Below are 22,866 nucleotides of genomic sequence, written 5' to 3'. Positions count from 1 at the left end.
CTGGAGGCGGGACGCCGCCCGTGTGGTCGGGGGGTTCGGCGAGAGCCGGGTGCCGGGTACGCATCCAGTGTCCGGGCGAGGTTTCACGGGCTCGCCGGACGTGTTTCGGGCGCGTTACACGGGCACCGCGCGTGTGAACATCGTGTTTCCGGACCCGTCGGGGATGCTCGACGGTGCCGCCGGCCCAGCTGCGCCGGAGCCCGGTGGGCTATGCGGGGACGGCTACGCGTCGCGCCCGGCGGCGGTGAGCGAGATGAGCCGGGAGATGGCGCGGAGGTACTTCTCGCGGTATCCGCCCGCCAGCATCTCCGCCGAGAACGCCTCGTCGAACGGCGTGCCGGACGCCAGCAGCGGGATCTGGGCGTCGTACACGCGGTCGACGAACGCGACGAAGCGGAGCGCGTCCGTCTGCCCCTGCAGCTGGGTCACGTCGCGGAGCGCGATGACGTCGACGCCCTCGATGACCTTGACGTACTTGGAGGGGTGCAGCCGCGCCAGGTGCGCGACGAGCTCGGGGAAGCCGTCGAGGGTGACGGCCGCCCCGCCCTGTCGCGCCGCGTCGGCGCGCGCGTCGAGGTCGTGGGCCTCGACCGTGACGGCGTGGCCCTCGAAGGCGCGACGGCGGTAGTCGAGGCCGTCGATGCGGATCGTGTCGAACCGGTCGCTCATGGCCTGGATCTCGCGCAGGAAGTCGGCGGCGGCGAAGCGGCCCTCCCCCAGGGCGTTCGGCGGGGTGTTGCTCGTCGCCGCGATGCGCGTGCCCGTCTGGACGAGGTCCGAGAGCAGGCGCGTCATCATCATGGTGTCGCCCGGGTCGTCGAGCTCGAACTCGTCGATCGCCACGAGCGTCGCCCCGCGGAGGATCCCGACGGCGCCCTGGTAGCCGAGCGCCCCGACGAGCGCGGTGTACTCGATGAAGGTGCCGAAGTACTTGGGTCCCGGCATGGCGTGCCAGAGCGACGCGAGCAGGTGGGTCTTGCCGACGCCGAACCCGCCGTCGAGGTACACGCCGGGCTTCGGCGCGGGCGCCTTCCGGCGGGAGAAGAGCCCGCCGCGGGACCCGGCGCGGTCGCCGGAGAACGCGCGGAGCACCTCGACCGCCTGCGCCTGCGTGTCGTACTCGGGGTCCGGCCGGTAGGTGTCGAAGCGGGCCTCGTCGAACTGCCGCGGCGGCACGAGGTGCGCGGCGATCTCCTCGCCCGTGATGCTCGGCGAGCGGCCGACGAGCGCGCCCACCCCCGCGCCCTGCGCGTCGTGGCTCCGCGATCCGATGTCGGCGTTCGTCACAGGTGGGTCTCCGGCTGTCATCGGGAAGGTCCCGCGCAGCGCGAACCGTTACCGTGGATGGTGGTCGACGCGGTGCCCTGGGCGCCCGCGGAACACCCACCAGACTAGACCGCGTCCCACCGAGCGCGGCCCCCGCGGCCGCGAGATCAAGGAGAGCCCCATGGCCGTCGAGCCGGACACCACCCCCAGGTTCGCCGAGTACGCCCACCCGGAGCGCCTCGTCAGCGGCGACTGGCTCCAGGAGCGCCTCGCCGACGGAGCCCTGACCCCGGGCCTCGTGGTCGTCGAGTCGGACGAGGACGTGCTGCTGTACGAGACGGGCCACATCCCCGGCGCCGTCAAGGTCGACTGGCACACGGACCTCAACGACCCGGTGCAGCGCGACTACGTCGACGGCGAGCGGTTCGCCGAGCTCATGTCGGAGCGCGGCATCTCGCGCGACAGCACCGTCGTCATCTACGGGGACAAGAGCAACTGGTGGGCCGCCTACGCGCTCTGGGTGTTCACGCTGTTCGGCCACGAGGACGTGCGCCTGCTCGACGGCGGGCGCGACAAGTGGGTCGCCGAGGGTCGACCGCTCACCACCGACGCCACCGAGGTCGCCCCCGTGGAGTACCCCGTGGTGGAGCGCCGCGACGAGGAGATCCGCGCGTACAAGGACGACGTGCTCGCGCACCTGGGCAACCCGCTGATCGACGTCCGCAGCCCCGAGGAGTACACGGGCCAGCGCACGACGGCGCCGGCCTACCCGGAGGAGGGCGCGCTCCGCGCGGGCCACATCCCCACCTCCCGCAACGTCCCCTGGGCGAAGGCGGCGGCCGAGGACGGCTCGTTCCGGACCCGCGCCGAGCTCGACGCCGTCTACCGCGAGGGCGCCGGCCTCGGCGACGGCGACGACGTGGTGGTCCTCTGCCGCATCGGCGAGCGCTCGAGCCACACGTGGTTCGTGCTCACGCACCTCCTCGGCTTCGACGGCGTCCGCAACTACGACGGGTCCTGGACCGAGCGGGGCTCCGCCGTGCGCGTCCCCATCGTGCAGGGCGCCGAGCCCGGGGAGCTGCCCTCCCGATGACCGGCTCCCCCGCGCTGCCCGCCGCGCTCGCCGAGATCCGGGACGACTTCCTCGCGCTCGGGCAGCGTGACCGGCTCCTCCTGCTGCTCGACTTCAGCAACGAGCTCCCGGCCCTGCCCGAGCGCTACGCCGAGCACCCGGACCTGCTGGAGCGGGTGGAGGAGTGCCAGTCGCCGGTGTTCATGTTCGTGGAGGTCGTCGACGGCGACGTGCACGTCCACGCCCAGGCGCCCGCCGAGGCGCCGACGAGCCGGGGCTTCGCGTCCATCCTCGCCCAGGGCCTCGAGGGGCTCCGGGCCGAGGAGGTGCTGGCGGTCCCCGACGACTACCCGTCCACGATCGGGCTGGACGCGGCGGTGTCGCCGCTGCGCATGCGCGGCATGACCGCGATGCTCGGCCGCGTGAAGCGCCAGGTGCGCGAGCGGCTCGCGGGGTGAGGATCACGCGGGTCCTGCCCGTCGCGGGACCGGGCGAGGACCCGGGTCCTCGCGGGCTCGACGACGAGGGCACGCGCGACTGGCTCGAGGGCCTCTACCGCCCGGCCTCCGTCGAGCACGTGCGCCTGAACTTCGTCGCGTCCGTCGACGGGAGCGTCATCGGAGCCGACGGGTCCTCCGACAGCCTCAGCAGCGTCGTCGACCGCCGGATCCTCGGGGTCGTCCGCGAGCTCGCGGACGTGGTCCTCGTCGGCGCCGGCACCGTCCGCACGGAGCGGTACGTGCTCCCCCGGCGCACGCCGCTGGCGGTCGCCACGTCCTCGGGCGACCTCTCCGGCCACCGCTTCGACCCCGCGCAGGCCGACGGCCGGCTCGTGGTGCTGTGCCCGCCCGAGGCGCGCGATCGCGCCCTCGCGACGCTCGCGGGCGTCCCCGCGGAGCTCGTACCCGTGCCCCTCGGCGCCGCGGCGGACGGGCGCCTCGGGGGCGACGACGTCGTCGACGCGCTCCGTGGCCTCGGCCTGACGAGCGTCGTCTGCGAGGGCGGACCCGCCCTCGCCGCCGCATTGCTGACGGCGGGCCGCGTGGACGAGCTGTGCCTGACCACGTCCCCGGAGCTCGTCACCCCGCGCATCCCGCTCGTCCCCGCCGGCTCCGGCGTGGACGCGCGGATGCGCCTCGCGCAGCTCCTCGTGGACGACGACCACCGCACCTACGCCCGCTGGAGCGTCGCCCGCGGCTGATCCCCTGGTCGCTGGCGGGATCGGCGGCCGGTCGCGCCTCCGGCGTGGCTCCTGGCCGCCGGGACGGCGGACCGAGTCTGCCCCCGTGGTAGACACCCGTGACAGCGCCGAGGATCCGCCCGAGTTCCGCGCGGCGCTCGACGCGCTCCGGCGCGCGACCACCCGGTCCGAGCTGGTGCTCACCGAGATCCCCTCGCCCGCCGGCGGGCTGGCCCCGTACGCCGTGGCGCTGGCCGCCGACGTGTCCCCCTCGGGCATGCCGCCGACTCCGAGCTCGGCACGGGCCGGTTCATCCTGCTGCACGACCCGGAGGAGCCGGACGCCTGGGGCGGCGCCTTCCGCATCGTCTGCTTCGCCCAGGCGCCGCTGGAGACCGACATGGGCACCGACCCGTTCCTCGCGGACGTCGCCTGGCTCCTGGCTCGTGGACGGCCTGGCATCGCGCGGCGCCCGGTACTCCGCGCCGTCGGGGACGGCGACGCGCATCATCTCCACCGGCTACGGCGAGCTGGCCCGGCAGGGCAGCGGCGCCAAGATCGAGCTCCGGGCCTCCTGGACCCCGGCGGACAGCGACGTGACCGCCCATGTGGAAGGCTGGGGGGAACTACTGTGCATGCTCGCCGGACTGCCTCCCGCGGGCGAAGGAGTGACACTGCTATCAGCGCGACGCACCCGGACGTGAACGCCCCGTCCGACACCCCCGACCCCGACGCGACCCCCGCATCCCCGGCGGCCGCACCCCGGCTCGGCCGCCCGGCCATGGGCGCCTCGCTGTTCTCCGACGTCCCGGGATCCACCGCCACCGACGCGGTCGTCGCCCGGACGCGCCCCCGCGCACGGCGTCCGGAGGCGCCGATCGTCCCGGACCCCGTCGCCCGAGCGCAGGCGCCGGCGACGGCACCGGAGCCGTCTCCCGCTGCGGAGCCCGCGGACGGACGCGCGCCGCTGCGCGAGGCGGCGGCCACCGGCGACCTCACCGTCATCGACACGCGCGAGGAGTACCTGCGCGCCGTCGAGGCCATCGCCCAGGGCACCGGTCCCATCGCCGTCGACGCCGAGCGGGCGTCCGGCTTCCGCTACAGCCAGCGCGCCTACCTCATCCAGGTGTTCCGTCGCGGCGCGGGCACCTTCCTGTTCGACCCGCCCGCCGTCGGCGGCTTCTCCGAGCTCGACGAGGTCATCCGCGACGTGGAGTGGGTCCTGCACGCGGCCAGCCAGGACCTCGCCTGCCTCCGGGAGGTCGGCCTCGACCCCCGGCGCATCTTCGACACCGAGCTCGCCTCCCGCCTGCTCGGCCTGCCCCGCGTCGGCCTCGGCACGGTCGTCGAGGAGCTGCTCGGGATCCACCTGGCGAAGGAGCACTCCGCGGCCGACGGTCGACCCGCCCGCTCCCGCGGGCATGGCTCGTGTACGCCGCGCTCGACGTGGAGCTGCTCGTGGACGTGCGCGACGAGATCGCCCGCCGCCTCGAGGAGCAGGGCAAGACGGCCATCGCCGAGCAGGAGTTCCAGGCGACCATCGCCAAGGAGGCCAAGCCCGCCCGGGTCGAGCCGTGGCGCCGCCTCAGCGGCCTGCACGGGATCCGCGGCGGTCGCAACCTGGCCGTCGCCAAGGAGCTGTGGGAGGCCCGCGACGCGTACGCGCGCGAGGTCGACACCAGCCCCGGCCGCCTGGTCCCCGACGGGTCCCTCGTCGCCGTGGCGCGCGTCCTGCCGCAGTCCAAGCGCGACCTCGCCGCCGTGCGCGAGTTCTCGGGCCGCGCGAGCCGGAGCGAGATCGACCGCTGGTGGGCCGCCGTCGAGCGGGGCCTCGCCGCCACCGAGTTCCCGCAGCTGCGCGGCACGGGCGAGTCGATGCCGCCGCCGAAGGCCTGGGCCGACAAGGACCCCGCGGCCGACCGGCGCCTCAAGCGCGCCCGCGTCGCCGTGCAGGAGGTCGCGACCGCGATGGGCGTCCCCCAGGAGAACGTGCTGACGCCCGAGGTGCTGCGCCGCGTCGCGTGGACGCCGCCCGCCGACCTCGCTCCCGCCTCCGTGGCGACGGCGCTCGAGTCGTGGGGCGCGCGGCCCTGGCAGATCGAGGCGACGGCCGCCGCGGTCGCCTCCGCCTTTGTGGATGCCGACCAAGCCGACGACGCGACGGACGACGGGGCCTCGTAGGAACAGTCAACGGATTCGGCTCCCCACCGGCCTCTCCCTAGGGTGGGGAAATCGATGCGAGGAGGCGTCAGTGGTCGAGAGAGCCGAAGTCCATTTCGTGGACGGGGTCCGCACCCCGTTCGGACGAGCGGGTGAGAAGGGCATGTACTGGCGGACCCGCGCCGACGACCTGGTGGTCAAGGCCATGATCGGGTTGCTGGAGCGGAACCCGCAGGTGCCGAAGGACCGGATCGACGAGGTCGCCATCGCGGCCACGACCCAGACGGGCGACCAGGGCCTCACCCTCGGCCGCACCGCCGCGCTGCTGGCGGGTCTCCCCCGCTCCGTCCCGGGCTACGCCATCGACCGCATGTGCGCCGGCGCCATGACGAGCGTCACGGCCACCGCGGGCGGCATCGCGTTCGGCGCGTACGACCTCGCCATCGCGGGCGGGGTCGAGCACATGGGCCGCCACCCGATGGGCTTCGACGCGGATCCGAACCCGCGGTTCCTCGCCGAGCGCCTGGTGAGCGAGGACGCCCTCAACATGGGCCGCACGGCGGAGCGCATCCACGACCGCTTCCCGTCCCTCACCCGTGAGCGCGCAGACAGGTACGCCCTGGCCAGCCAGCAGAAGACGGCGCTCGCCTACGCCGCGGGGCACATCCAGCCGGACCTCGTGCCCGTCGCCACGCGGAACGACGACGGCTGGGGCCTCGCGACCCGCGACGAGGCCATGCGGCCCGAGACGACGCTCGAGGGCCTCGCCGGGCTGCGCACCCCGTTCCGCCCCCACGGGCGCGTGACGGCCGGCAACTCGTCGGGACTGAACGACGGCGCCACCGCGGCGCTGCTCGCGAGCGGCGACGCGGTGAAGGAGCTCGGGCTCGCGCCGAAGATGACGCTGGTGTCGTTCGCCTTCGCGGGCGTCGAGCCGGAGATCATGGGCATCGGGCCCGTCCCGAGCACGGAGAAGGCGCTGCGCAAGGCCGGGCTGACCATCGACGACATCGGGCTGTTCGAGCTCAACGAGGCGTTCGCCATCCAGGTGCTCAGCCTCCTCGACCACTTCGGCATCGACGACGCCGACCCGCGCGTGAACGAGTACGGCGGCGCGATCGCCGTCGGCCACCCGCTCGCGTCGAGCGGCGTTCGGCTCATGAACCAGCTCGCGCGCCAGTTCGAGCAGCACCCCGAGGTCCGCTACGGCCTCACCGCCATGTGCGTCGGCCTCGGCCAGGGCGGCAGCGTCATCTGGGAGAACCCGCACTTCACCGGCAAGAGGAAGAAGAGGAACAAGTGACCGACACCAGCCGCTTCCGGGAGCTCGTGGCGCTCGATCCCGACGAGGTCGTCACGCACTCGCACGTCCGCGACGTGCCGCTGCCCTCCGGCGGCGTCCTCGCGCTCGTCACGCTCGACAACGGGCGCGACCACACGCGGCCCTCGACGCTGGGTCCCGCGACCCTGCTGGAGCTCGCGGAGGCGCTCGACGGGCTCGCCGGCCGCGCCGCCCGGGGCGAGATCGCCGGGGTGGCGATCACGGGTAAGCCGTTCATCCTCGCCGCCGGCGCCGACCTCAGCAAGGTGGGCGAGATCCCGAGCCGCGAGGTGGGCCGGCAGATGGCGCAGCTCGGCCACGACACGCTCGGGCGGCTCCACCGCCTCGGCGTGCCGTCGTTCACGTTCATCAACGGGCTGGCGCTCGGCGGCGGCCTGGAGATCGGGTTGAACTCCGACTACCGCACGGTCGACGCGTCCGTGCCGGCCGTCGCGCTCCCCGAGGTGTTCCTCGGGATCATCCCCGGCTGGGGCGGCGCCTGGCTGCTCCCGAACCTCATCGGCATCGAGAACGCCCTCAAGGTCATCATCGAGAACCCGCTGAAGAACAACCGCACCCTGAAGGCGGCCGAAGTGATGGAGCTCGGCATCGCCGACGCGTCCTTCCCCTCGGCGTCGTTCCTGGAGCAGTCGATCCGGTGGGCCGACGGCGTCATCTCCGGCGCCGTCGAGGTGAAGCGCCCGAACGCGCCCGGCCGGCTCGAGCGCCTGGCCAAGTGGGACGTCGCCATCGGCATCGCCCGCAAGTCCCTCGAGCAGCGCATCGGCACGGTCGCGCAGTCGCCGTACCGCGCGCTCGACCTGCTGAAGGCGGCGAAGGGCAGCACCCGCGAGGAGGGCTTCGCCGCGGAGGACGAGGCCCTCGCCGACCTCATCTCGGGTGACCAGTTCCGGGCGAGCATCTACGCGTTCGACCTGGTGCAGAAGCGCGCCAAGCGCCCGGCGGGAGCTCCGGACAAGGATCTCGCCCGTCCCGTCACGAAGGTGGGGGTCGTCGGCGCCGGGCTCATGGCATCGCAGTTCGCGCTCCTGTTCGTGCGCCGCCTCCAGGTGCCGGTGGTCATCACCGACCTCGACCAGGCGCGGGTGGATGCGGGCGTCGCCGGCATCCACGGCGAGATCCGCAAGCTCGCCGAGAAAAGGGGCGCATCTCCCCCGACGAGGCCAACCGGCTCACCGCCCTCGTCACGGGCACGACCGACAAGGCCGACTTCGCCGACGCGGACTGGGGTCATCGAGGCCGTGTTCGAGGAGCTGGGCGTGAAGCAGGCGGTGTTCGCGGAGATCGAGCAGCACGTCTCCGAGACGGCGATCCTCGCCACGAACACCTCGAGCCTGTCGGTGGAGCGCATCGCCGAGCGCCTCGCGCACCCGGAGCGCGTCGTGGGGTTCCACTTCTTCAACCCCGTCGCCGTGATGCCGCTCATCGAGGTCGTGCGGGACGCCGCACACCACCGACGAGGCGCTGTCCACCGCTATGCAGGTCGCGCGGAAGCTCAAGAAGAACGCGGTCATCACCCGCGACACCCCGGGCTTCGTCGTGAACCGGATCCTCGCCAAGGTCCTCGGCGAGGCGATGCACGCGGTGGACACGGGCACCCCGTTCGAGGTCGTCGACCGCTCGCTCGCGCCGTTCGGCCTGCCGATGACGCCGTTCGAGCTGCTCGAGCTCGTGGGGCTCAAGGTCGGCGCCCACGTGCTGGACACGCACCACGCGGCGTTCCCGGATCCGCTTCTTCCAGAGTCCTCGAGCCTCCGCCTGGCTCGCGGACCTCGGGCGCATCTACTCGCGGGACTCCAAGGGCCGCCCGACGGGCTTCGACAAGGAGGCGCTGCGGATCGTGAAGGGCGGCACCTGATCCGATGACGGCCGACCAGATCCGGGAGCGCGTCGAGACGGGCCTCGCCGATGAGGTGCGCCGCATGCTGGAGGACGACGTCGTGCACGCGGCGGAGGACATCGACCTCTGCCTCATCCTCGGCGCCGGATACCCGTTCCAGATGGGTGGGCTGACCCCCTACCTGGACCGCGTCGGAGCGAGCGAGCGCGCGTTCGGCGACACGTTCCACCACCCGCCCATCCGCGGCGTGGCGTAGCAGCGCCGCACGACGAGGAGGGCCCGGCCGCATCGCGACCGGGCCCTCCTCCGCGAGCGGCGTGCGTCAGGCCTGCTCGTCGTCCTCGCCGGGGATGGAGACGCGCTCCCCGCTCCGCGGGAAGGGGCCGCGCCGACGGAACGCGGCTGCCGAGCACCTGGGCGACCACGTCGCGCGCGATGTGCTGCGGGCTGAAGGCCCACGCGCTCGAGGATCTCCGAGCGCGTGCCGTGGCCGAGGAACTCGTCCGGCAGACCCAGCTCGGTCACCCCCGTGTCGATGCCCGCCTCGCGGAGGTCCTGCCTGGATCCCGGCGCCGATGCCGCCGACGACGACGCCGTCCTCGATGGTCACGACCAGACGGTGCGTGCCGCCGAGCTCCACGACGCTGCGCGGCACGGGCACGACCCAGCGCGGATCGACGACCGTGGCACCGATGCCCTGGGCCGCGAGCCGCTCGGCGACCTCGATGCCCATGGACGCCATCGGCCCGACGGTGACGATCAGCACGTCTTGCGCATCCGCGGCGTAGAGCACGTCGACGCCGTCGTCGAGACGGCGGACGGCCTCGATCTCGTCGCCCACGCTGCCCTTGGAGAAGCGCACGACGGTGGGCGCGTCGTCGACCTTCACGGCCTCGGCCCAGCTCCTCGCGGAGGCGCGTGGCGTCGCGCGGCGCGCTGAGCCGGATGTGCGGCACGATCTGCAGCAGCGCCAGGTCCCACATGCCGTGGTGGCTGGGACCGTCCGGCCCGGTGACGCCCGCCCGGTCGAGCACGAAGGTCACGCCCGCCCGGTGCAGCGCCACGTCCATGAGCACCTGGTCGAAGGCGCGGTTGACGAAGGTCGCGTAGAGGGCGACCACGGGGTGCAGGCCGCCGTACGCGAGGCCGGCTGCGCTCGTCACGGCGTGCTGCTCGGCGATGCCCACGTCGTGCACGCGGTCGGGGTGCTTCTCGGCGAAGCGGTGGAGGCCCACGGGCCGCAGCATCGCCGCGGTGATGCCCACGATGCGCGGATCCTCGTCGGCGAGGGCGAGGATCTCGTCGGCGAAGACGCTGGTCCAGCTCACCGCCTGCGACGGGTCGATCGGCTCGCCCGTCTCGGGGTCGATCTGGCCGACCGCGTGGAACTGGTCCGCGACGTCGCGACGGGCCGGCTCGTAGCCCCGGCCCTTCTCGGCGATGGCGTGCACGATGACGGGGGCCCCGTAGTCGCGCGCCTGCTCGGAGCGCCTCCTCCATGGCCTGCTGGTCGTGGCCGTCGATGGGCCCCAGGTACTTGATGTCGAGGTTCGAGTACAGCGCCTCGTTGTCGGTGACGCGGGTGAGGAACCCGTGCAGACCGCCGCGCAGCCCGCGGTAGCAGGCTGTCCCCGGGCGCCCCGAACACGCCGAAGACGCGCTGGCTGGTCTCGTAGAGCCCGCGGTAGGTGCGCCGCGTCCGCACGGTGTTGAGGAACCGCGCCATGCCTCCGATGGTCGGCGCGTAGGAGCGGCCGTTGTCGTTGACGACGATGATCAGCTTCCGCGTGTTGTCGTCGGAGATGTTGTTCAGCGCCTCCCACGTCATGCCGCCGGTGAGGGCGCCGTCGCCCACGACCGCGACGACATGGCGGTCGGTCTGGCCGGTGATGCCGAAGGCGCGGGAGATCCCGTCCGCCCAGCTCAGCGAGCTCGACGCGTGCGAGCTCTCCACGATGTCGTGCTCGGACTCGGCGCGCTGCGGGTAGCCGGCGAGCCCGCCGGACTCGCGGAGCCGCGAGAAGTCCTGCCGCCCGGTGAGCAGCTTGTGGACGTACGACTGGTGGCCGGTGTCGAAGACGATGGGGTCGCGGGGCGAGTCGAAGACGCGGTGGATCGCGAGCGTCGTCTCCACGACGCCGAGGTTCGGCCCGAGATGGCCGCCCGTCTTGGAGACCTCCGCGACGAGGAACTGCCGGATCTCCACCGCGAGCTCGAGCATCTGCTCGTGGCTCAGCCGGTCGAGGTCCCGGGGTCCCGTGATCGTCTCCAGGATCTCCCATGCTGACCGCCTTCCCTCGGACGCCATGTCGCGACGTCCGCCTCATCGAGTGTACGCAGGGCCCTGCATGCACGAAGGAGGCCGGGCGTCGTCGCCCGGCCTCCTCTAGCCTCCTGTTACGCGACGAGGCTGCGCAGCACGTACTCGCAGGATCCCGCCGTTGCGGTAGTAGTCCGCCTCGCCGGGGGTGTCGATGCGCACGACCGCGTCGAACTCCACCGTCTCCTTGCCCGCGGGCGAGTCGGAGGTGGGCGCGGCGACGACGCGCACGGTGCGGGGCGTGGTGCCCTGGTTCAGCTCCTCGAGCCCCTGGATGCTGATCTCCTCGGTGCCGTCGAGGCCGAGGGTGTCCCAGGTCTCGCCGGCGGGGAACTGCAGCGGGACGACGCCCATGCCGATGAGGTTGGAGCGGTGGATGCGCTCGAAGCTCTCGGTGATGACCGCCTTGACGCCGAGGAGGCTCGTGCCCTTCGCCGCCCAGTCGCGCGACGAGCCGGAACCGTACTCCTTGCCGCCGAGGATCACGAGCGGGGTGCCCGCGGCCTGGTAGTTCTGCGCCGCGTCGTAGATGAACGACTGCGGGCCGTCGGCCTGGGCGAAGTCGCGCGTGTAGCCGCCCTCCACGCCGTCGAGCAGCTGGTTGCGGAGCCGGATGTCTTCGCGAACGTGCCGCGGATCATGACCTCGTGGTTGCCGCGACGCGAGCCGTAGGAGTTGTAGTCCTTCCGGCCGACGCCGTGCTCGTCGAGGTAGTGGCCCGCGGGGCTGTCCGCCTTGATGGAGCCGGCGGGGCTGATGTGGTCGGTCGTGACCGAGTCGCCGAGCTTCGCGAGGACGCGGGCGCCCTGGATGTCGGTGACCGGCGTGATCTCCATCGTGAGCCCCTCGAAGTACGGGGGCTTCCGCACGTACGTGGACTCGGCGTCCCACTCGAACGTCGCGCCCGTGGGCGTCGGGAGCGAGCGCCAGCGCTCGTCGCCGTCGAAGACGCCCGCGTACTGGTGCGTGAACATCCCGGTGTCGATCGAGCTGTCGATGGTCGACTGGACCTCGTCGGCGTCCGGCCAGATGTCCTTGAGGAACACGTCGTTGCCCTCGGTGTCGGTGCCGAGCGCGTCGGAGTCGAAGTCGAAGTTCATCGACCCGGCCAGGGCGTACGCGATGACGAGCGGCGGGCTCGCGAGGTAGTTCATCTTCACGTCGGGGTTGATGCGGCCCTCGAAGTTCCGGTTGCCCGAGAGGACGGCCGTGACGGCGAGGTCGTTGTCCTGCACCGCGGTCGAGATCTCGTCCAGCAGCGGGCCGGAGTTGCCGATGCAGGTGGTGCAGCCGTAGCCGACCGTGTAGAAGCCGAGGTCCTCGAGGTACGTGGTGAGGCCGGACTTCTCGTAGTAGTCGGTGACGACCTTGGAGCCGGGCGCGAGCGTCGTCTTGACCCACGGCTTCGCCTTGAGGCCCTTCTTGCTGGCGTTGCGCGCGAGGAGCCCCGCCGCGAGCATGACCGAGGGGTTCGACGTGTTCGTGCACGACGTGATGGCCGCGATGGCGACGGCGCCGTGGTCGAGCGTGAAGTCGCGGCCGTCCTCGAGGGTGACGCGCGTGGGCTTCGTGACGGAGGTCGGGCTCTGCGACGCGTGGTGGTGCTCGTGCGTCGAGTGCGCGTCCTCGGGCTGCAGCTCCCCGGGGTCGGACGCGGGGAAGCTCATCGCCGACGCGAGGTCCACGATGTCGTGGTCGACCTGCGCGTAATCGTTGAGGTCGCGCTCGAACTGCGACTTCGCGTCGGTCAGCTCGATGCGGTCCTGGGGCGCTTCGGGCCGGCGATTGAAGGGACGACCGTGGACAGGTCGAGCTCGAGGTACTCGCTGAACGACGGCTCGACGGACGCGTCGTGCCAGAGGCCCTGCGCCTGGGCGTAGGCCTCGACGAGGGCGACCTGCTCCTCGCTGCGGCCGGTGAGGCGCAGGTACTCGAGCGTCACGTCGTCGATGGGGAACACCGCGGCCGTCGAGCCGAACTCGGGGCTCATGTTGCCGATGGTGGCCCGGTTCGCGAGCGGGACGGCGCCGACGCCGGATCCGTAGAACTCGACGAACTTGCCGACGACGCCGTGCTTGCGGAGCATCTGCGTGATGGTGAGCACCACGTCGGTCGCGGCGACCCCCGTGGGGATCTCGCCCGCCAGCTTGAAGCCGACGACCTTGGGGATGAGCATCGAGACGGGCTGGCCGAGCATGGCCGCCTCGGCCTCGATGCCGCCGACGCCCCAGCCCAGCACGCCCAGGCCGTTGACCATGGTGGTGTGCGAGTCGGTGCCGACGCAGGTGTCGGGATAGGCCTGGAGGACGCCGCCCACCTCGCGCGTCATGGTGACGCGGGCGAGGTGCTCGATGTTGACCTGGTGGACGATGCCGGTGCCCGGCGGGACGACCTTGAAGTCCTCGAACGCCGTCTGGCCCCAGCGGAGGAACTGGTACCGCTCGCCGTTGCGCTCGTACTCGATGTCGACGTTGCGCTCGAGCGCGTCCTCGGAGCCGAAGAGATCGGCGATGACGGAGTGGTCGATGACCAGCTCGGCGGGCGCGAGCGGGTTGATCTTGGTGGGATCGCCGCCCAGCTCGCCGACCGCCTCGCGCATGGTGGCGAGGTCGACGATGCAGGGCACGCCCGTGAAGTCCTGCATCACGACGCGCGCGGGCGTGAACTGGATCTCGGTGTCGGGCTCGGCCTCGGGCACCCAGTCGCCGAGGGCGCTGATCTGGCTCCCCGTGACGTTCTTCCCGTCCTCCGTGCGGAGCAGGTTCTCGAGCAGCACCTTGAGGCTGAACGGGAGGCGCTCGTGGCCCGCCACGGTGTCGATGCGGTAGATCTCGTAGTCGGTGTCCCCGACGCGGAGTGTGTCCTTCGCGCCGAAGCTGTTGATTGCAGACACGTGGCCCTCTTCCCTCGCTGGATGGGCGCGGAACTCGAATTCCGCCCGTCATCCGATCTTGGTCGCCCGCCGCGGCCGGGTCCAGTAAGGCGACCCTGAACGGGGTGCCCGGCGCGGGGCGGGGACGTCGCCGATGTATCTCGACGTCGAGATGAATCTACCATCGGGCGCGACGGTCCCGTGCCCGGCGCGCGGCCGACGCACCCGCCATCGGGTCCGGCGGCAGTCGAGGCGCCGCGTCAGGCGGCGGAGGGACCGGCCGGAGGCGCGGCGGGGTCCTTCGCGTACACCGCCCGGACGAACAGCCACGAGAGCACCAGGAGCACGCCGTAGAGCGGCGTCCCCATGACCAGGCGCGCGACGCCCAGGGCGTCGATGGAGTCGGCGAGGTAGAGCGGGAGCTGCACCGCGAGACGGAGCGCGAAGAAGCCGACCCAGACGAGGGTGAGGAGCCGGAGCGCACGCGCCTTCCTGCGGTCCGCGCGCCACGCCGTCCCGTCGCCCATGAGGAAGCCCACCGCGACGCCGACGAGCGGCCAGCCGACGACGACCGAGACCAGCAGCACCGCGAAGTACGCGCCGTTCGTCCAGAGGCCGAGCGCGTAGAAGTCGCGCCCCTCGCCCGAGCGGAGCGCGAGGAGCGCGGAGATGACGATGCCGACGAGCCCGCCCACCGCGGGAGCGACGGCGGAGCGCTGCACGAGCCGGGCGACGACGGCGACGACCGCGACCGCCACCGGCACCGCGACCGAGAGGACGATGTCGCGCGTGACGGTGAAGGCGACGAGGAACAGGAGGCCCGGCACGATCGCCTCGAGCACGCCGCGGATGCCGCCCATGGCCTGCAGCAGGGCCGCCGCGGTCATCGTCTCGCCGCGCGCCGCCTGTCCGAGCCCCGCCCGTTCGGCGGCCTGCGCCATGCTGGCGCCGAGGGCGTCGCCCGCCGCCGGCGACCGGGGCGCGGACCCGGGCGCCGAGTGATCACGACCAGGCGCCGCGCCGTCGGCGTCGGCGTCGGGCCCCGCGGGATCCCGGTCGGTCGGGCCGTCGCCCGTCATGCTCAGGAGCCCAGGACGGGGGCCGGGGCATCGCCGACGGGAGCGGCACCGGAGGTGGTGCCCACCTGCGCGGCGGGCATCTTCAGCGGGATGAGGTCCGCGGGGCATCGGGGAGGCGCCGCGCACGACCACGACGCTGCGGAAGAGGTCCTCGACGGCGGCGGCGGCATCGGGGTCGGACACCGCGCGGCCGGTGATCACGCCGCGCAGGAACCAGCGGGGACCGTCGACGCCGATGAAGCGCGCGTCGCGCGTGGCTGCCGCGGGCTGGCCGGGCTGCTGCACGACGGGGATGACGGCGTGCAGCTCCGGGCCGAACGGCCCGTCGGCGAGGCGCGTCGTGCCGCCCTGCCGCTGGATCTGCTCGCCGATGGTCGTGCGGATCTCGTGCCACAGCCCGCTCGAGCGCGGCGCGGCGAACGGCTGCACCTGGAGGCTGGACTCCGCGTAGTCGAGGCCGACGGCGACGACCTGCTGCGTGCCCTCCGCCACCTCGAGGCGGAGGTGCAGGCCCTCGCGCGGCAGGATCTTGATCCCGCCGAGGTCGACGTACGGCCGCACGGGGTTCGCCTCGGTCTCGTCCAGGGGCCCCTGGTCGGCGCGGTCGTCGGGGGCGGACTTGGCGTCCTGCACGTGCTCGGCGTCGTCGTCGGTGACGGCGGCGTCGTCCGGCTGGTTCGCGTTCTCGTCGCTCATGTTCGGTCTCCTGGGTCTCGGACGGGGAGGGCGCCGGTGCCCGTGGAGCCGAAGCCCCCCGAGCCGCGGTGGCTCCCGGGCAGCTTCTCGACGGGCACGAAGCGCACCCGGCTGACCGGCATGACGACGACCTGCGCGATGCGGTCGCCGACCGCGACATCGTACGCGGCCCGGGCGTCGGTGTTGAGGAGCGTCACGCGGATCTCGCCGCGGTACCCCGCGTCGATGGTGCCGGGGGCGTTCACGATCGTGATGCCGTGGCGCGCTGCCAGGCCGCTCCGGGGCAGCACGAACGCGGCGTAGCCGTCCGGCAGGGCGATGGACACCCCGGTGTCCACGGTCGCCCGCTCACCGGGCTCCAGGCGGATCGACTCCGCGCTCGTGAGGTCCGCGCCGGCGTCCCCGGGATGCGCGTAGGCCGGGATCGGGGCGTCGCCCGCGATGAGGACGTCGACGGGATCGGGCACGGTCCGAGGCTAGTGCAGGAATCTGATCGAATAGGCGCATGCAAGCGTCCCCCTACAGGGAGCGGCTGTGGCCGGCTCCCTGGCTCTTCGTCGCCACCGCCCTCGTCATCCCCGCGAGCCTGCTCGTGTTCCTGCCGATCAGCGTCCTCGCCGGCGTGGTCGTCGCGATCGTCCTCTACGCCGGCGTCGCGGCGACGCTCGTGCTCACGAGCCCGGTGATCGAGGTCGTCGACGGGCGCCTGCATGCCGGACGCGCGTCCATCGACGTCGCGCAGCTCGGCGAGCCCGAGGGCTTCCGCGGCGCGGAGGCGGTGGCGGAGCGCGGCGTCCGCCTGCATGCCCGGGCGTACCTCGTCATCCGCGGGTGGGTGGATCCGGTGGTGCGCGTGCCCCTGATGGACCCGACCGATCCCGCTCCCTACTGGCTCGTCTCGACGAGGTCCCCGGAACGACTGATCGCCGCGATCCGAGGACCACGGCGATCATGACGTGCGGGGAGGCGTCGGGCCTCCGGGGCTCTCGCCCGGCGTCGCTCTAGGCGGCGCACTCCTGGCAGATGGGACCGAGCTTCTCCTGGTGGTCGATCTGCGAACGGTGCTTCACGAGGAAGCAGCTCACGCAGGTGAACTCGTCGGCCTGGGGCGGGAGCACGACCGTCTCGAGCTCGAGGTCGGAGAGGTCGGCGCCGGCGAGGTCGAAGCTCCCGGGGTTGTCGGCATCGTCGACGTCCACGACCCCGGACATGCGGTCCGGGACGCGCTCCTTGAGAGCCTCGATCGAGTCGGAGTCGTCCTCCGTCTTGCGCGGGGCGTCGTAATCAGTTGCCATTCCTGTCCACTTCTCGAATAACCGCCGAACGGAATCGGCGGGCACAGTTTGCATGAATCGCATCCGGATAGCAAACCGCTCCAGAGGCCCTCGCGAGGCGCCTGACCGGCTGTTTCCGATGCGGAGCACCGGCCCGTGCCCGGGCCGCAGATGCGGACTCACACGGTACACCGTTCGCGCACTAACAACCTGCGCCCGGAGGCCGTGATCCCGCCTCCCGGCGCTCTCGTCCGACACAAGTCACGGCGCGCCACGCGTATTCCCCGGAAGAGGGGCCGACTCGTGGCATCGTGAATCGTCCAGTGAGCGCGAGAGGCGTGGAACCCATGCAGGATCTGAAAATCGTCGGAGTCGAGGACGGCGCCCTCGTCGTCGAGACCGCGGGCGGTGAACGGCACCGCCTCGTCATGGACGACTCCTTCCGTCAGGCGCTGCGCCGCCAGTCGGACGCCGGGACGACGACGCGCAAGGCCGCCCCGCGCATCATCCAGTCCTTCATCCGCCAGGGCATGAGCGCCGAGGACGTCGCCCGGGAGACCGGAGCGTCCGTCGACTACGTCCGGAAGTTCGAGGGACCGGTCGTCGCGGAGCGCGAGCACGTGGTGCGCAGCGCGATGAAGGTTCCCGTGCACACGGCCATCGAGGTCGACCCGATGGGCCAGGGCACGCTCTTCGGGCAGGTCATCGAGGAGCGCCTCGAGTCGCTCGGCGCGCAGGACGTGCGCTGGAGCAGCTGGAAGGAGCAGCTCGGCGGATGGCTCGTCAAGGTGGCCTTCACGTCGGAGGAGATCGACCACGACGCCCGGTGGTCCTACGACGCCAAGAAGCACGCACTCTCCCCCGCCAACAACGAGGCGATCACGCTCTCGCAGCAGGGCGAGATCCGCGGCGCCCTCATCCCCCGCCTCCGCGCCCTGCCGCCCGAGGCCGCGGGCACGCACCAGGAGGACGGCGTCACCCGCTTCGACAGCGGTGCCTTCCGCCTCCCCGACCCCGCGTCCTCCGCCACCCAGGACACCGCGCCGCAGCCGTGGGAGACGGCACCCCGTCGCGACGAGGGCGCGGCCGTGTCGCACCTCGGCCGCCAGGGCAACCACCCCGCCGGCAGCCAGCAGCCGGCGCGCGTCGCGCAGGTGGAGCTCAACGAGACCGCCGACCTCCTCGAGGCGCTGCGTCGGCGACGGGGCGAGCGGGAGTCCCTGCCGCGCGACGACGAGGGCGACGACGCCGTCGACGACGGCCCCGCGGCGTCCCCCGCCGCTCCCGCCGCGCGTCGCGAGGAGCCGCTGTCCCGCCCGCGCGGCGGCCAGCGCCAGGCTCCTCCCCTGCGCTCCGCGGTGATCCCCGGCATCGGCCGCGTCGACTCGGGATCGGGACGCGACCGCCCGCGCGACGACGCCGACGACGAGGGCCTGCGCACGCCCGCCTCCGGCGAGGGCCGCGGGTCCGCGAAGCCGTCCGGTCGCCGCGGCCGCACGGCCATGCCGAGCTGGGACGAGATCGTGTTCGGCGCGCGCAGCGACGACGACCACCTGGCCTGAGCCGGGGTGACCCGGTCCGGCCGCGTGCGACCGGTGCCGGGTCAGCCGCGTGCGAAGGCGCCGGCCCGGATGAGGGGGACGAGGCGCTCCTCGTCCGAGAACGACCCGTGCTGGCCCACCATGCGCCGCGCGCCCTGGTCGCGCGGCCGTCCGTCGTAGTAGGCGATGAGCGCGCGGGTCGCGACGACGACGTCGCCGATGCGCGCCCCGACGCCCTCCCGCACCGGGCCGTACCAGTCCGCGTCCACGGCCTCCGCGCGCGTCGCCACGTGGGCGCGCACGCCCTCCGACGCCCGCCACGCCTCGGCCAGCGCGTCCGCATCCGCGCCCGGCTCCAGATGGAGGTGCAGGCACCGCGGCTCCCCTGCCACGTGGCGCACCCCGGCGACCAGCTCCGGCACCCGGTCGAACAGCACCTGCGACGCGGCCGGCACGTCGACGATGCCGTGGTCGGCGGTGATCAGCGCGCCCTCGCGAGGGCGGAGGCGGTCGAGGAACGGGCCGGCGGCCGCGTCGAGCTCCTCCAGGATGCGCAGCCAGCGGTCCGACTGCCAGCCGTGCGCGTGCGCCGCCTGGTCGAGCTCGGGGACGTAGAGGTAGACGAGCGCGCGCGGCTCACGGTCGAGGAGCGCGCGCGTCGCGGCGAACCGGTCGGCGATCGACTCCGCCGGGACGAAGACCGCCCCGCGGAGGGCCGCGCGGGAGAAGCCGGACCCGGCGTACCGCGAGGACCCGACGACGAAGGCCGGCACCCCCGCTGCCGTCGCGCGCTCGAAGGCGGTCGGCACGGGCTGCCACTGCTCGGGGACGCTCCGTGCGTCCCACCCGGACAGCAGCTTGAGGATGCGGTCGTGGGCGGGGTCGAGCGCGCTGTAGCCCAAGAGGCCGTGCTCCCCGGCGCGGACGCCGGTCGTGAGCGACGTGATGCTCGCGGCGGTGGTCGTGGGGAAGCCGACGTCCACCACGTCGCGCTTGCGCCACCCCTGCACGAGATGTCGGGCGTGGCCGGCGCGGGAGCGGAGGGCGGCGGACCCGAGCCCGTCGACGAGGACGACAACCGCGCGGTCCACCGGCGGGAGGCCGGCCTCCGACTCCTCCCCCGCGAGGGCGGCGAGGCAGCCGGGCATAACCGCGGTGAGGCTCATCCGGCCGGATCCGGGCGCCGGTAGCATGGGGGCCATCCGGCCCAGTCTGCCACAGCAGCCCCGCGCGCATCCGCGCCGCGACGCCGATCCCGACCCAGAGAGTCCATGAGTCCCTCCACCACGAACACCACGCCCGACGATCCCGCGGAGCGGATCGAGGACGTCGACGTCTCCACCGAGATGGAGAACTCGTTCCTCGAGTACGCGTACTCCGTCATCTACTCGCGGGCCCTGCCCGACGCACGCGACGGCCTGAAGCCCGTCCAGCGCCGCATCCTCTACCAGATGAGCGAGATGGGCCTCCGCCCTGACCGCGGGCACGTGAAGTCGGCCCGCGTCACCGGCGAGGTGATGGGCAAGCTCCACCCGCACGGCGACACCGCCATCTACGACGCCATGGTGCGCATGGCGCAGCCGTTCACGCTGCGCGTCCCCCTCATCGACGGCCACGGCAACTTCGGCTCCCTCGACGACGGGCCCGCCGCGCCCCGCTACACGGAGGCGCGCCTCGCGGCGTCCGCCCTCGCGATGGTGGAGGGGCTCGACGAGGACGTCGTCGACTTCGTCCCGAACTACGACAACGCCTTCATGCAGCCCGCCGTCCTGCCGGCGGCGTTCCCCGAGCTGCTGGTCAACGGCGCGAGCGGCATCGCCGTCGGCATGGCGACGAACATGGTGCCGCACAACCTCATCGAGGTCGTCGGCGCGGCACGCCACCTCATCGACCACCCGGACGCGTCGCTCGACGACCTGATGGCGTTCGTGCCCGGGCCCGACCTCCCCACGGGCGGCACCATCATCGGCCTCCAGGGCGTCAAGGACGCGTACCTCACGGGCCGGGGCAGCTTCAAGACCCGCGCGCGCGTCTCGGTCGAGAGCCTCACGCCCCGGAAGTCGGGTCTCGTCGTCACCGAGCTGCCGTACCTCGTGGGGCCCGAGAAGGTCATCGAGAAGATCAAGGACGGCGTCCAGAACAAGAAGCTGTCCGGCATCACCAACGTGACCGACCTCACCGACCGCACGCACGGGCTCCGGCTGGTCATCGAGATCAAGACGGGCTTCAACCCCGAGGCGGTGCTCGAGCAGCTGTACCGCTACACGCCGCTCGAGGACGGGTTCAGCATCAACAACGTCGCGCTCGTCGACGGCAGCCCGCAGACCCTGGGCCTGAAGGAGCTCCTCCAGGTCTACGTGGCGCACCGGCTCGACGTCGTCACGCGGCGCACGCGCTACCGCCTGGCGCGCCGGCAGGAGCGCCTGCACCTCGTGCTGGGGCTCCTCATCGCCATCCTCGACATCGACGAGGTCATCCAGGTCATCCGCGGCAGCGACGACACCGAGCAGGCGCGCGCCCGCCTCATGGACGTCTTCGACCTGTCGACGCTGCAGGCCGACTACATCCTGGAGCTCCGCCTCCGCCGGCTCACGCGGTTCAGCCGCATCGAGCTCGAGGAGGAGCGCGACCGGCTCCAGGCCGAGATCGCGGAGCTGGAGGCGATCCTCGCCGACCCGCGTCGCCTCCGCTCACTCGTCTCGACCGAGCTCCAGGAGGTCGCGGACCGCTTCGGCACGCCGCGGCGGACCCTCCTCACGGAGGCGGCGCCGAGCGTCGCCGGCGCGTCCAGCCGGCGGTCCGCGCCGGTGCTCGAGATCGCCGACGTGCCGTGCCGGGTGCTGCTCTCGACGACGGGCCGGGCCGTGCGGGTCGACCTCCCGACGGACGCGCCGGGCACGCCGCTCCAGGCCGTCCGCCGGAGCTCGCACGACGCGGTGCTCACCGCGATCGAGACGACGAGCCGCACGCGGATCGGGGCGATCACGAGCACGGGACGCTTGGTGACCATGACGCCGGTCGATCTGCCCGTGGTCCCGGTGGCGAGCGTGCAGCTCGGCGCGGGCGTCCGCATCCGGGACTACCTCGGGCTCACCGACAGGAAGGAGCGCGTCGTGGCGCTCGTGGCGCTCGGCACGGAGGAGGCGATCGCGATCGGCACCCGCCAGGGCGTCGTGAAGCGCGTCGCCCCGTCCGCCCTGCCCGCGAAGCCGGAGTACGAGGTGATCGCGCTCAAGAAGGGCGACGAGGTCGTCGGCGCGCGCCAGGGCGCGGAGACGGACGAGCTCGTGTTCGTCACCAGCGAGGCGCAGCTGCTGCACTTCCCGGCCGTCTCCGTCCGTCCGCAGGGCATCCAGGCCGGCGGCGTCGCCGGCGTGAACCTCGGCGCGGGCGCCCGCGTGGTGTTCTTCTCCTCCGTCGCGCCCGAGGGAGCGCAGGTCGTCACGATCTCGGCGTCGTCCGCCACCATCTCCGGCGTCGACCCGGGCCGCGCGAAGGTCTCCGCCTTCGCGGACTTCCCGCGGAAGGGCCGCGCCACGGGCGGGGTGCGCGCGCACGCGTACCTGAAGGGCGAGGACCACCTGGCGCTCGCCTGGGTCGGCCCGGGCCCTGCCCTCGCGGTCGGCCCCGCCGGCGAGGTGCGGCAGCTGCCGCCCACGGGCATGAAGCGCGACGGCTCGGGCATCCCGCTCGAGAAGTCCGTCGGCAGCGTCGGCCAGGCCGTCACGCCCGCGGAGGCGCCGGATGCGGCGTCCGGCGCGGCCGTGGGCGTCGTCGAGTCCGCGGCGGAGGACGGGTCCGCGCCCCTCGACACCTGACGCGCCGATCGGCATCGACGCGGACGGCCGCGGACCCATGGGTCCGCGGCCGGCCGCGCGTCCGGCGTTGCCGCGCCTCCCGTCACACGTCGATGCGGTCGCGCACCGTTCCCGCGCCGTCGATGATGAACTCCTTGCGCGGGGCCACGTCGTTGCCCATGAGCAGCTCGAACATGCGGGTGGCCGCCTCCGCGTCGTCCACCCGCACGCGGCGCAGGGTGCGGTTCCGCCGGTCCATGGTCGTCGTCGCGAGCTGGTCGGCGTCCATCTCCCCGAGGCCCTTGTAGCGCTGGATCGGGTCCTGGTAGCGCTTGCCCTGCCTCTTGGCCTGCGCCAGCACCGCCGCCAGCTCGCGCTCGGAGTACGTGTAGACGACCTCGTTGGGCTTCGAGCCGGGTTCATGATCA

Annotated in this window: 14 protein-coding genes and 7 pseudogenes; 12 read left to right on the top strand and 9 right to left on the bottom strand. The window is 73.0% G+C overall.

Going from position 1 to position 22,866, the window contains the following annotated elements; genetic code table 11:
• Window positions 1–222: 222 nt before the first annotated feature.
• A complete protein-coding gene (gene zapE / locus ACZ411_RS14825; protein WP_464171366.1) occupies window positions 223–1,287 on the bottom strand; it encodes a cell division protein ZapE in 1,065 nt (354 codons plus the stop codon).
• Between the two features lie 160 nt (window positions 1,288–1,447).
• Here zapE and ACZ411_RS14820 point away from each other — a divergent pair, with 160 nt between their 5' ends.
• From ACZ411_RS14820 to ACZ411_RS14780, 9 genes and pseudogenes are all read left to right on the top strand, one after another.
• Window positions 1,448–2,359 (top strand): sulfurtransferase, encoded by a 912-nt coding sequence (locus tag ACZ411_RS14820; RefSeq protein WP_464171365.1) that lies wholly within the window; start codon window positions 1,448–1,450, stop codon window positions 2,357–2,359.
• Complete coding sequence (locus ACZ411_RS14815; protein WP_464171364.1) at window positions 2,356–2,796, top strand: SufE family protein; 441 nt, start codon at window positions 2,356–2,358, stop codon at window positions 2,794–2,796. The genes ACZ411_RS14820 and ACZ411_RS14815 overlap by 4 nt, the downstream gene beginning before the upstream one ends.
• Window positions 2,793–3,539, top strand: coding sequence for a dihydrofolate reductase family protein (locus ACZ411_RS14810; protein ID WP_464171363.1), 747 nt, complete (start codon window positions 2,793–2,795; stop codon window positions 3,537–3,539). The genes ACZ411_RS14815 and ACZ411_RS14810 overlap by 4 nt, the downstream gene beginning before the upstream one ends.
• Before the next feature lie 85 nt (window positions 3,540–3,624).
• Window positions 3,625–4,221: pseudogene (locus tag ACZ411_RS14805) on the top strand (DUF3000 domain-containing protein).
• Window positions 4,218–5,698, top strand: a pseudogene (locus ACZ411_RS14800) (ribonuclease D). The pseudogenes ACZ411_RS14805 and ACZ411_RS14800 overlap by 4 nt, the downstream one beginning before the upstream one ends.
• Window positions 5,699–5,768: 70 nt before the next feature.
• A complete protein-coding gene (locus ACZ411_RS14795) occupies window positions 5,769–6,980 on the top strand; it encodes a thiolase family protein (RefSeq protein ID WP_094115864.1) in 1,212 nt (403 codons plus the stop codon).
• A pseudogene (locus tag ACZ411_RS14790) lies at window positions 6,899–8,404 on the top strand (3-hydroxyacyl-CoA dehydrogenase NAD-binding domain-containing protein); the annotation flags it as partial. The gene ACZ411_RS14795 and the pseudogene ACZ411_RS14790, both read left to right, overlap by 82 nt.
• A 91-nt stretch (window positions 8,405–8,495) precedes the next feature.
• A complete protein-coding gene (locus ACZ411_RS14785; RefSeq protein ID WP_464171376.1) occupies window positions 8,496–8,885 on the top strand; it encodes a 3-hydroxyacyl-CoA dehydrogenase family protein in 390 nt (129 codons plus the stop codon).
• Window positions 8,882–9,115, top strand: coding sequence for a hypothetical protein (locus ACZ411_RS14780; RefSeq protein ID WP_464171380.1), 234 nt, complete (start codon window positions 8,882–8,884; stop codon window positions 9,113–9,115). Before ACZ411_RS14785 ends, ACZ411_RS14780 begins: the two co-directional genes overlap by 4 nt.
• A gap of 76 nt (window positions 9,116–9,191) precedes the next feature.
• Here the strand turns inward: ACZ411_RS14780 and dxs are convergent.
• From dxs to dut, 5 genes and pseudogenes are all read right to left on the bottom strand, one after another.
• Window positions 9,192–11,167: pseudogene (dxs, locus tag ACZ411_RS14775) on the bottom strand (1-deoxy-D-xylulose-5-phosphate synthase); the annotation flags it as partial.
• Window positions 11,168–11,256: 89 nt separating this feature from the next.
• A pseudogene (gene acnA, locus ACZ411_RS14770) lies at window positions 11,257–14,072 on the bottom strand (aconitate hydratase AcnA).
• A 239-nt stretch (window positions 14,073–14,311) separates the two neighbouring features.
• A pseudogene (locus tag ACZ411_RS14765) lies at window positions 14,312–14,899 on the bottom strand (DUF3159 domain-containing protein); the annotation flags it as partial.
• 233 nt (window positions 14,900–15,132) lie between these two features.
• Window positions 15,133–15,826: pseudogene (locus ACZ411_RS14760) on the bottom strand (DUF3710 domain-containing protein).
• Window positions 15,823–16,293, bottom strand: coding sequence for a dUTP diphosphatase (gene dut / locus ACZ411_RS14755; protein WP_464171362.1), 471 nt, complete (start codon window positions 16,291–16,293; stop codon window positions 15,823–15,825). Before dut ends, ACZ411_RS14760 begins: the two are co-directional and overlap by 4 nt.
• A gap of 38 nt (window positions 16,294–16,331) precedes the next feature.
• Between dut and ACZ411_RS14750 the strand changes: the two genes are divergently transcribed.
• Window positions 16,332–16,781 carry a DUF3093 domain-containing protein gene (locus ACZ411_RS14750; protein WP_464171361.1) on the top strand — a complete coding sequence of 150 codons (450 nt, stop codon included), beginning with the start codon at window positions 16,332–16,334 and terminating at the stop codon, window positions 16,779–16,781.
• Window positions 16,782–16,827: 46 nt separating this feature from the next.
• Here the strand turns inward: ACZ411_RS14750 and ACZ411_RS14745 are convergent, their stop codons facing one another.
• Window positions 16,828–17,121 (bottom strand): DUF4193 domain-containing protein, encoded by a 294-nt coding sequence (locus ACZ411_RS14745; RefSeq protein WP_012038342.1) that lies wholly within the window; start codon window positions 17,119–17,121, stop codon window positions 16,828–16,830.
• A 326-nt stretch (window positions 17,122–17,447) separates the two neighbouring features.
• On the opposite strand from ACZ411_RS14745, the gene sepH reads away from it, so the two are divergent.
• Window positions 17,448–18,662 (top strand): septation protein SepH, encoded by a 1,215-nt coding sequence (gene sepH, locus ACZ411_RS14740; protein WP_464171360.1) that lies wholly within the window; start codon window positions 17,448–17,450, stop codon window positions 18,660–18,662.
• A 41-nt stretch (window positions 18,663–18,703) separates the two neighbouring features.
• On the opposite strand, the gene ACZ411_RS14735 is transcribed toward sepH, so the two are convergent.
• Window positions 18,704–19,843, bottom strand: a complete 1,140-nt coding sequence (locus tag ACZ411_RS14735; protein ID WP_464171359.1) for an alkaline phosphatase family protein — start codon at window positions 19,841–19,843, stop codon at window positions 18,704–18,706.
• Between the two features lie 69 nt (window positions 19,844–19,912).
• On the opposite strand from ACZ411_RS14735, the gene ACZ411_RS14730 reads away from it, so the two are divergent.
• Entirely contained in the window at window positions 19,913–22,459 is a 2,547-nt protein-coding gene (locus tag ACZ411_RS14730) for a DNA gyrase/topoisomerase IV subunit A (protein WP_464171358.1), read from the top strand.
• An 82-nt stretch (window positions 22,460–22,541) separates the two neighbouring features.
• Here ACZ411_RS14730 and ACZ411_RS14725 read toward each other — a convergent pair whose 3' ends face one another.
• Window positions 22,542–22,799: a hypothetical protein gene (locus ACZ411_RS14725; protein ID WP_464171375.1), complete on the bottom strand. Its 258-nt coding sequence runs from the start codon at window positions 22,797–22,799 to the stop codon at window positions 22,542–22,544.
• Window positions 22,800–22,866: the final 67 nt, after the last annotated feature.

The organism is Clavibacter sp. AC415, from assembly GCF_979252985.1.
Note: the sequence above shows the minus strand (reverse complement) of the source record. Positions and strands in the feature narration are given on the sequence as shown.